The sequence below is a fragment of the Wolbachia endosymbiont of Drosophila bicornuta genome (assembly GCF_028982105.1).
GTDB lineage: Bacteria > Pseudomonadota > Alphaproteobacteria > Rickettsiales > Anaplasmataceae > Wolbachia > Wolbachia pipientis.
Window position 1 is genome coordinate 1 of the sequence record NZ_JAPQLF010000042.1, and the last position, 8,500, is coordinate 8,500.

7 protein-coding genes and 1 pseudogene are annotated in these 8,500 nt (G+C 33.7%); 4 read left to right on the plus strand and 4 right to left on the minus strand.

What is annotated here, in order from left to right; translation table 11 throughout:
- Both OZD68_RS00585 and icd read right to left on the minus strand, forming a co-directional pair.
- Window positions 1-565 (minus strand): DnaJ domain-containing protein (locus tag OZD68_RS00585; protein ID WP_182309545.1); only part of this gene is annotated, 565 nt, incomplete at its 3' end.
- Between the two features lie 250 nt (window positions 566-815).
- The gene (icd, locus tag OZD68_RS00590) at window positions 816-2,234 is read right to left on the minus strand and encodes an isocitrate dehydrogenase (protein WP_182309546.1); all 1,419 of its coding nucleotides are present in this window, start codon (window positions 2,232-2,234) and stop codon (window positions 816-818) included.
- Between the two features lie 223 nt (window positions 2,235-2,457).
- On the opposite strand from icd, the gene OZD68_RS00595 reads away from it, so the two are divergent.
- Both OZD68_RS00595 and OZD68_RS00600 read left to right on the plus strand, forming a co-directional pair.
- A complete protein-coding gene (locus tag OZD68_RS00595; RefSeq protein ID WP_275008727.1) occupies window positions 2,458-2,916 on the plus strand; it encodes an RDD family protein in 459 nt (152 codons plus the stop codon).
- A gap of 22 nt (window positions 2,917-2,938) precedes the next feature.
- The gene (locus OZD68_RS00600; protein WP_182309547.1) at window positions 2,939-3,415 is read left to right on the plus strand and encodes an RDD family protein; all 477 of its coding nucleotides are present in this window, start codon (window positions 2,939-2,941) and stop codon (window positions 3,413-3,415) included.
- Between the two features lie 166 nt (window positions 3,416-3,581).
- On the opposite strand, the gene rho is transcribed toward OZD68_RS00600, so the two are convergent.
- Together rho and OZD68_RS00610 are read right to left on the minus strand one after the other, a co-directional pair.
- Window positions 3,582-4,985: a transcription termination factor Rho gene (gene rho / locus OZD68_RS00605; protein WP_182309548.1), complete on the minus strand. Its 1,404-nt coding sequence runs from the start codon at window positions 4,983-4,985 to the stop codon at window positions 3,582-3,584.
- Window positions 4,986-5,184: 199 nt separating this feature from the next.
- Entirely contained in the window at window positions 5,185-5,787 is a 603-nt protein-coding gene (locus OZD68_RS00610; RefSeq protein ID WP_010082495.1) for a cell cycle transcriptional regulator TrcR, read from the minus strand.
- A gap of 427 nt (window positions 5,788-6,214) precedes the next feature.
- On the opposite strand from OZD68_RS00610, the gene OZD68_RS00615 reads away from it, so the two are divergent.
- Together OZD68_RS00615 and OZD68_RS06700 are read left to right on the plus strand one after the other, a co-directional pair.
- Entirely contained in the window at window positions 6,215-8,023 is a 1,809-nt protein-coding gene (locus OZD68_RS00615; RefSeq protein WP_182309563.1) for a peptidylprolyl isomerase, read from the plus strand.
- A gap of 300 nt (window positions 8,024-8,323) precedes the next feature.
- Window positions 8,324-8,500, plus strand: a pseudogene (locus tag OZD68_RS06700) (IS5 family transposase); the annotation flags it as partial.

Consider the following 8,500-nt stretch of genomic DNA (forward strand, 5'->3'; position numbering starts at 1 on the left):
ACTGCTCTACCATAGCCATAAGCACATATCTTATCCTATTCGGACTATTGCGAGAAGTGCTATAACTAAATAATTGTATGTTAGGTTTAAGCAAGTGTTCGTCAAGCTCATTTCTCAGCTCTTTGACTTTATCATCGAAAAGTGAGCTATATCTTGTCCAAGAATTTATATAATGGATTAATTTATTTTGGTGTTGCAGATCCTGTATTAGCGAGCTGCTTTTTTTTTCAAGTATAGAAGCAAGCTCAGCAAAATTCCTTCCTCTAACTTCCTCTTCAGTGATATTCAATTTTTCAAATAATTTCTTCCTATAATAGAATTCACGCGCTGTTAAATGCCCATCACTTTCAGCATCAACGCTAATTTTAACACAACGGTCCCCTGACTTTAAAGGTTCAATATATGCATTTAATTCTTTACAAGCTTCGTCAAGATTTTTAAATCTTTCTTCATTTCCACCTTTATCAGGGTGGTGTACAAGAATCAATTTTCTATATTGTTTTTTTAAAACGCTACTAAGCTCTTGATGATCCTTACCTATAACTTGCTTAGCTTCTATTTCCAATACGTTGAACAGATCAGCATTATCACAAAACTCCTGACCAGTTATAGCTCTTTTTACAATAATCCGAACAGATCATAATATGCTACTGCTCTACCATAGCCATAAGCACATATCTTGTCCTATTCGGACTATTGCGAGAAGTGCTATAACTTAAAATGTTGACCCATTACTACATCTCACATAAATAAATTATATCTCTAGTATAATCTATTTAAATGTTTTATGCAATCATAAGAATGTCAAACGATCATTAAGAGAAAAACCCCTCTTTCCCATCATACAAATACAATTTGTCCATTCTCACCACGTCAAAATTGTGTTCTTCGAGTTTGATTAGCAAGTTATTTACATCACTATTTGTAATAGCTTGCTTTTCATTATTTGCGATAAACCTATAGGTTATTTGGTCACTTGAAGGTTTTGAGTTTCCTGGCCAAATCGCAAGTCCTTTTGAGTATATTGCTATCATTTGCAGATTACTTGATTCAAATAATCCTACTATTTGATCAACATTACTGGATTTGTCCCAAGCGAGAGTTATATCACTACCCACTAGCTTTTTAACTTTGTAATCTTGTTCGTAATTGTCTTGTACTTTATTTATTTTACTATCCGAACCACTGCCAATTATAAGCTCAGCAGGTTTCTTTCCTAAATTATCTATAACAGCTTCTGCAAATTCTTTGGTACCAACTTTCTGTTTACTTCTTTTCTCCTTATATAAATCGGCAGTGTGTACTCCATCCTCCAAAGTCTTGAGCCATGCGTCGTAGATTAGTTTTGCAGTACCCACTTGACCTATGTAAATTAGCATATGCACTGCAGCATTTAAAAGACCAGAAGGATTGGCTATGTTTTTTCCTGCAATATCAGGGGCAGAACCGTGCACTGCTTCAAACATTGCGTATTCATTCCCGATGTTGCTACTTCCGGCAAGCCCCACAGATCCAGAGGTTTGTGCGACTATATCTGATAATATGTCGCCATATAAGTTCTCGGTTACTATAACATCAAAATTCTCCGGTTCTGTTGCAACACGCGCCATTCCAATATCAACTATATAATGTTCTGCCTTTATATCTTGGTATTCCTTTGCAATGCGATCAAACGCGGCATGGAAAGTTCCGTCAGTCATTTTCATGATGTTATCTTTAGTCAGGCAAGTTACTTTTTTTCTGTTGTGTTTGTTTGCATATTCAAAAGCGTACCTGCATATCTTCTCTGAGCCAGATCTAGTAATAATTTTAGTGCATTGGTAAGAGTCACCAGTGAGCCTATGCTCTATTCCGGTGTAAACGTCCTCTTCATTTTCACGTATCACTACGATATCAAACTTATCGAATTTATTTTCTATAACAGGATGATATGAAATGCATGGTCTGATATTTGCATACAACCCTAGATTTTTTCTGAGTGCAACGTTTAAGCTTTTGTGCCCTTTACCTTGAGGAGTTGTTGTCGGAGATTTTAATAATATTTTTGTCCTTTCAATTGATTCCCAACCACTTGGAGAAATTCCGTGAGACCATTCTTTACTGTAAACACGCTCCCCTATTTCAATAATATCTATTGAGATTTCCGCTTCTGCTTCGCACAATATCGACAGCACCGCTTCCATGATTTCTGGTCCGATACCGTCGCCATATGCAACTGTGATTAGTGTTGACATAACTTCCCTAGTTATAAATGATTTAATATTAATTTAAATAATAGAGTGGCACAAGTAGCTAATATTACCCAAGTTAGTATATTTACGGTTATTTAGTAACGTATTTTTATATCATATGATGATATTATGAAATATAGGTGGGGTTACGAATACTGAAATAAATGTTAAAGTAAATTATGTAGGATTTACAAGGCGTATTGTAGCAGAAACACTTGACCTCATCATATTTTCCCCTCATTTTATCTTCGGTTTTATCTATGGTGTATTCATCGTATCATTACAAGATCAAGATAAAGACTCTTTTCAGGAACTTGCACAACTAGCAACAGAAATACCATTTATAGTTTCTACAGTGGTCGCAACATTAGTACTAACAATATCCAAAATATTAATGGTAACAAAACTTGGTGGTACCCCAGGAAAACTATTGTGTGGTATGCATATTAAAGATGCTAATACATTTACAAATGTTACCCTTATGCAAGCAACAATAAGATGTATTTCTAAGGGAAGCATCTGGATTATTTTTCGCTTTTTGCTTCATCTGCATTATCATGGTTATACTTTTCTATATCTTTTAATTGTGCTAATTTTATTTTTGTTTGCAGTATTTGATCAACGCAAACAGACTTTTTACGATAAAATTGCAAAAACAGTAGTGATAGACTATAAATCTAGTTGATATTTTTCTTTATAGGTAGTACGTGGATAAAAAAGTAAACTACTCAACGATGACAAGACGTACTCTAGCATTTATAGTTGATTGTATTTTATTTATCGCAATACCATTTGGTTTAATTGCGGTGGGTTTCTCACTTACACACGCAATACAAGGGATCATTGGTGCAATAATTGTAATCACCACGATTGTATTTTCTTTATTTTTAATGATACCATGTATATTTCATATATTCATGCTAGTAAAATTTGGCGGCACTCCAGGACACTTGTTATTTAGCATGCGTGTAAAAGACAAAGATACATTTGAGTCAATCACTACAATGCAAGCAATGAAAAGGACTATAGCTCTTTTTATAATTTATTGCATATCACTTTGTAATCCCATTTTATTCTTAGCTATACTAATCTTAGTTTTAGTATGTGCAGTAGGTGATGAACATAAACAAGCTTTTCACGACAAAATTGCAAACACGGTAGTGATAGATTATAAACCTAGTTGATATTTTCCTTTAGCTGTCTGCCACCAAGGGTGTCATTCCAGTGTCACGCGCTAACTTAAGGTAAATTGCCAACTTAACTATAAATATATTTTGGTAAATCCAAATTATTTTAGCTATAAGAGCGTTTTACTTTTTGCTCAGCATATCCATCATAACTGGCTTACTTTTAGTGATTCATGGAGTTAAAAAAGTCAGCATTGCTCTTTGTTAAAAGTAGTTTGTCACGTAAAAATTCCATTGCTTCAACGGGTCCCATAGGATTGAGTATCCTACGCACCACCCATATTTTATTTAGTATAGCCCTATCAACTAATAGCTCTTCCTTCCTTGTTCCGGATTTTGTAATATCAATAGCTGGAAATATACGTTTATCAGAAAGTTTTCTATCAAGTATGATCTCAGCATTTCCTGTACCTTTAAACTCTTCAAAAATAACTTCATCCATTTTTGAACCAGTCTCTATAAGAGCTGTGGCGATTATAGTTAAAGAACCCCCATTCTCAATATTACGAGCTGCTCCAAAAAAGCGTTTTGGTCTCTGCAGTGCGTTTGAATCTACACCACCAGTTAGAACTTTCCCAGACGAAGGAATAACCGCATTATAAGCACGTGCAAGTCTAGTAATATTGTCAAGTAGAATTACCACATCTTTTTTATGCTCAACCATTCTTTTAGCTTTTTCTATTACTATTTCAGCAAGCTGTACGTGACGGTAAGCAGGCTCATCGAATGTAGAACTTACTACCTCACCTTTTACAGAACGTATCATATCTGTTACTTCTTCAGGTCTTTCATCTATAAGTAACACTATTAATTCTACTTCATGGTGATTTATAGCTATAGAGTTAGCCATTTGCTGAAGCAATACTGTTTTTCCTGTGCGAGGTGGAGCAACTACTAACGCTCTTTGCCCTTTTCCAAGAGGAGCTACTATATCTATAGCACGCATGCTTAAGCCTTTTTTATCATCACCATTATTACACTCAAGTACTATGCTTTCCTCAGGATAAAGAGGAAGCAAATTATCAAAATGGACGTACTTTCTTAATTCACTTACTTCAGTAGAGTTTATACTTTGAACCTTAGTTAAAGTAAAATATCTCTCTTTATCACCAGGTGGCCTTATTTCTCCATATGCCATATCTCCTGTACGTAAATTAAACTTCTTTATTTGCCCGTTAGAAATATAAACATCATCGGTACTTGGGGCATAATTTGCACTTGCTGAACGTAAGAAACCAAAACCATCAGGCAATATTTCCACTATTCCACTCCCTGTGGTTATGCCTCCTTCTTCACTCATTTTTTTCATTAAGCTGAATATTATTTCCTGCTTTAGCATTCTACCATTGCTTTTACCGTTAGTTGAAATTTTTCTTTCTTCAGCTAACTCTAACAATTCTTCTGCTGTTTTCTCTTTTAATTCGCTCAGATCTAATGTTTTTCTGTTTTTCTCAGTACCTTCATTGACCATCTGTTTTACTGTATCGTTATTGTAAATTTGCTCACTTTTTTCAGGTTGAGCTGTAACCTTTCCTTTTGCCAAAACATCTTCATTGATTGTTGTCATAATCCTCCAAAAATTTTAATTGATGCTTACTAACCTAAAATGTGACTATAAGATAATAAATTAGGCTGAGTTAGTTTCAGTGCGTATTAAGCTTAATTATCATTAAACCCCGTACTTTACTTACATTATACTAATAAACACTAGCAAGTCAAGTTAATTTAATGTTAACAAAACACAAAAATTTGAGGATTTTCAATAGCTATTCTTTATATTTTTTTAACCTTTCTTGCTTCTCCTCTTCTACTTTTGCTTTTTCCACTTCTGCTTCTAAATTTTCTTGACTACATAAGCCGAGTAGTACAGGATCTTGGGGTTTTATATTTTGCATGTTATGATGAGATCCATCTCTTACCTGCTCAACTGTGTAATTTGTTGTACTAATTAATTTAGCTATAACGTTATTGTCCAAGATAGGAAATTTTTTTACTAAATAATAAATCGCATCAGGTTTATCTCTACGTCTTGCCGTAGAGGCAAAGCCAAGAATGCTACCAATCGCTTTACTCCTTTTTTTTATATTTTTTATAATCAAATTTGGTACACGATTTGGATTTTTTTTGCAATCATCGATTTCTTTTTCAGTAATTATTCCAGAAATAATAGGGTTATATTTTTCTACTTCTATTTCCTCATCAGCTATGTCTTGTACTTCTTCAAGGGCCAATCTGCAACATTGTGCTATTTGATTAAAAGTTAAACCAGTGTTGTCTACTAACCAAGCAGCTATTTGCACTAGAAACTGTTTATTTCTATCGTTATTGCCCTTAGAAGATTCCATTGACATCAAAAAAGCATCTCCCATTTAAAGTATCCCTTACTGTTATACAGAGCTAAAATATAAACTATTAAAACTAAAAAAGCATTAATTTTGTCATTCAATAACTTTTTGTTTGTCACTTCCCACCTCTTAAGTTAATTAAATGCGCTTACCTTTAAGCATATTTCAAACAAAATATTTCCCCTTTCTAAGGTATAGTATAACTCAGTTAAACATATGTTCCTATTTAAGATTAGAGAGTTAAATTTTAAGTTAATATATTATATATATTATCTAATAAAGCAACAGGTTTACAAGTATTAAATTATCACTATTCTATAATTAACTATTAATTAACTGAGTTTATAGCACTTCTCGCAATAGTCCGAATAGGATAAGATATGTGCTTATGGCTATGGTAGAGCAGTAGCATATTATGATCTGTTCGGATTATTGTAAAAAGAGCTATAAAATGAATGTTAAAAATTTTTTCACTAAAATAACCGTTGTCCTTTTAGCTTGCTTGTTAATCTTTGTGGGAGTTGGCAACCTTTTATCAGGTGATGATGAAAAAGAAGAGGTAGCTAGGGTTGGAAAAGAAGTTATAACGTCAGATGAGTATAAGTCGCTATATCAAAATTATGGAAAACAAATTTCTGGATCTGATGCGAGTAGAGAACAAGTAAAAAAGCTGAAATATGATTTGCTTAACGCACTTATAGAGCAAAAACTATTGTTTAACCTAACTAGTGAGCTGGGGTTGACAGTTGGAGAAGAATCTATAAAAAACCATATTAAAAACACCAAATACTTTCAAAATGATAAAGGTGAATTTGACAAAAATAAATTCTATGAAACGCTAAATGACCTGCATATGACAGAGAAAGAGTATATAGCAAAGCTAGAGAAAGTCCTGCCTGCAATGATGTTCATGACTTCATTATTTAAAGATAATTATCCAGTAACTTTTGGCGAGAAAATTGATGAGCAGATATACAAAAGTCGCTACCAAACTAGAGTAGTTGATATTGTTAAAATAACTGAAGATGCAGTTACAAACATTCCTGAACCAGATGATCAAGCCTTACTTGATTTGTACGAAAGAAATAAATCCCATTTTTATTATCCTGAGTATCGAACTGCGCAATATATTTCCCTAGGCCAAAAGTATTTTGAAGATCAAATCAAGATCTCAGATCAAGAAGTTGATGGTATAATAGAACAACAAGAACTTAAAAATCAAAGAGATATATTCAATGCAATATTTTCTACCAAAGAAGAAGCTGAGACAGCAAGAAGAGCATTTGAGGATGGTAAAACAAGCTTTGAACAGATAGTAGAAGAGTTTGGCAAAGCAAAACTTGAGGAAACTAGAGTAAATAATATAACTAAGGATTTTTTACCAGAAGACGTGAGAGAGAAGGTGTTTGCTCTTAAAGTAGGTGAAGTAAGTGAAGTTTTAGCAAGCAGTTTTGGTTGGCACATAGTAAAAGTGGAAAGTGCGCATCAAATCTCTGATGAAGACTTAGTTGATTTAAAAAAAGACATAAAGTCAGTTCTAACTAACCAAAAGTCTTTTGAAAGAGTCAATGATTTTATAAACCAAGTGAACTATAAGATATACAATGGTTCAGAAATTGAAGAAATATTGAGTGAATATAATTTACCTATACAAACTATTGGTCCAGTAGATGCGAGTGGAAAAGATCAAAGCGGTAATAACGTAGGAGATTCTGGTGATTTGATTTCTTTCATTTTTTCGCGAGAAAAGGATCAGAAAGGTTATTTTAAGGGCGTTGGGGACGCTGTTGTTAGTGTAAAAATCATCGATATCGTTCCACCTAAATCACAAAGTTTTGAAGAAGGCATGGCATTAGCGGTAGAGCTTTGGCGTAGTGAGTTTATAAAAGAAAGAATGTTTAAATTCGGGCAAGAGGTTGCAGTTCAACTAAGAGAAAAAACAGATTTGGAAGAAATTCAAGGTGTGGAATTAGTTAAAGGTCAGCAGATGCACCTCAATAAAGTGGATCAACAAAACTACCCCTTTTCTTTTGTAGAAGAGATTTTCAATATGAAAACAACTGGTTCAGTGACAGATCCTATTCAATACAATAATGAAATTATAATAGGTGTTCTAAAAGAAATGCATTCATCAAATGGCAAATTAAACATGCTTGACACTGGAAAACGTGTGATGATATCGCTAAAAGAGCAATTAATTAGCTATCTGGAATCAAAGTATAAAGTCGAAGTTAATCACGCTATACTTGATGATATATAGTCAAAAATCTTATAAGTTGCTTCAAACGCATCCAGTGCCCAGACACACAACTGTACGAACATTGCGATTTGAGAGCAATCTTCACTAGCAAGGATGTCATCCCAGTGCCCAGACACTGGGATCCAGGAATTTTATTAATTTGGTAAGCATAAAAGTAGCCGTTTTATGTTAAAATACAACGTTTTAATGATTAAAAAAAGGCTGGATTCCAGTGGGCTTTGTTGCATAGCAACTGAAAAAATCTGGTGGCTACTGACAAAATTCATTATAAAATAGCCATTTAACCTTGAAAGAAAAAATATGCCACAAAAAATGAGGGTCAGTAACCATAGCGAATATAACAAATTTCTAGAAAAAAGAGGAAATATTTTTCATTATATCAACGAAGCCATAGAAAAGTGGTACGAGAATGGTCCAAAAATACCAGGTGGCAACAATATTTATAGCGATAAAGTTGTAATTTTGGTGCACATAATA